The organism is Aquitalea pelogenes (assembly GCF_001515305.1).
Taxonomy (GTDB): Bacteria; Pseudomonadota; Gammaproteobacteria; order Burkholderiales; family Chromobacteriaceae; genus Aquitalea; species Aquitalea pelogenes.
The window spans coordinates 1-1004 of sequence record NZ_LNQV01000113.1 but is presented as its reverse complement, the minus strand read 5'-3'; the positions used below and the strand labels follow the sequence as shown (position 1 = coordinate 1004).

The 1004-nt window shown below is 63.5% G+C and carries 1 protein-coding gene; it reads right to left on the bottom strand.

The genetic code is table 11. The features are described from left to right. Positions 1-78: 78 nt before the first annotated feature. A partial coding sequence (gene arcC, locus AWT75_RS20410) for a carbamate kinase (RefSeq protein WP_153013419.1) occupies positions 79-1004 on the bottom strand: 926 nt, incomplete at its 5' end.

The following is a 1004-nucleotide window of genomic DNA, read 5'->3' as shown; positions in this document are numbered from 1 at the left end:
GCAGCCCTTGTTGATCCACATCTCACCTGCCCTTCAGCCGACGTCGCAACGCCGCCGCAGGTGTTGCAGCGCCCTGCCTCAGTACCACTCGATACCGCTCTTCTCGGTGGAGATGATGGTACCGGCTTCGCCCTTGACGATCTTCTCGATGTCTTCCAGCGCGCCAATCACTGCACGCTTGCCGGTCAGGCGGGCGAATTCGCAGGCGGCTTCCACTTTCGGGCCCATCGAACCGGCAGCAAAGCCCAGCTTGTCCATTTCGTCCGGGTGGGCGTGACGGATGGCTTTGGCTTCGGGAGTGCCCCAGCCAACAAACACGCTCTTCACGTCGGTGGCGATGACGAAGTAGTCGGCGTCCACTTCGCGTGCCAGCAGGGCGGAGGCCAGGTCTTTGTCGATCACGGCTTCCACGCCCACCAGTTTGTCACCCTGGTACATGGTGGGGATGCCGCCGCCACCGGCGGCAATCACCACCGCGCCTTTTTCGATCATCCATTTGATGGGGCGCAGTTCGAAGATGCGTTTCGGTTTCGGGCTGGGCACCACGCGGCGGTAGTAGTCGCCGTCGGCTTTCACCGTCCAGCCGTGGCTGGCAGCCAGCGCTTCGGCTTCTTCCTTGCTGTACACCGGGCCGACGAATTTGGTGGGGTTCTGGAAGGCGGGGTCGGCGGCGTCCACTTCGGTCTGGGTGAGGATGGTGGCCAGCGGCACTTCAAACGGCAGCACGTTGCCCAGTTCCTGTTCGATCATGTAGCCAATCATGCCTTCGGTCTGGGCACCCAGTACATCCAGCGGATAGGGGGTGACCTTGCCGTCGACGTGGCGGGCGTAGGCGTCGTTTTGCAGGCCGAGCAGGCCGACTTGCGGGCCGTTGCCGTGGCACATCACCAGGTTGTGGCCCAGCCGGGTGACGGCGGCCAGTTGTTCGGCGGCCACCTTGACGTTGGCGCGTTGATTGTCAGCGGTCATGGCTTCGCCACGACGTTGCAGGGCATTGCCGCCCA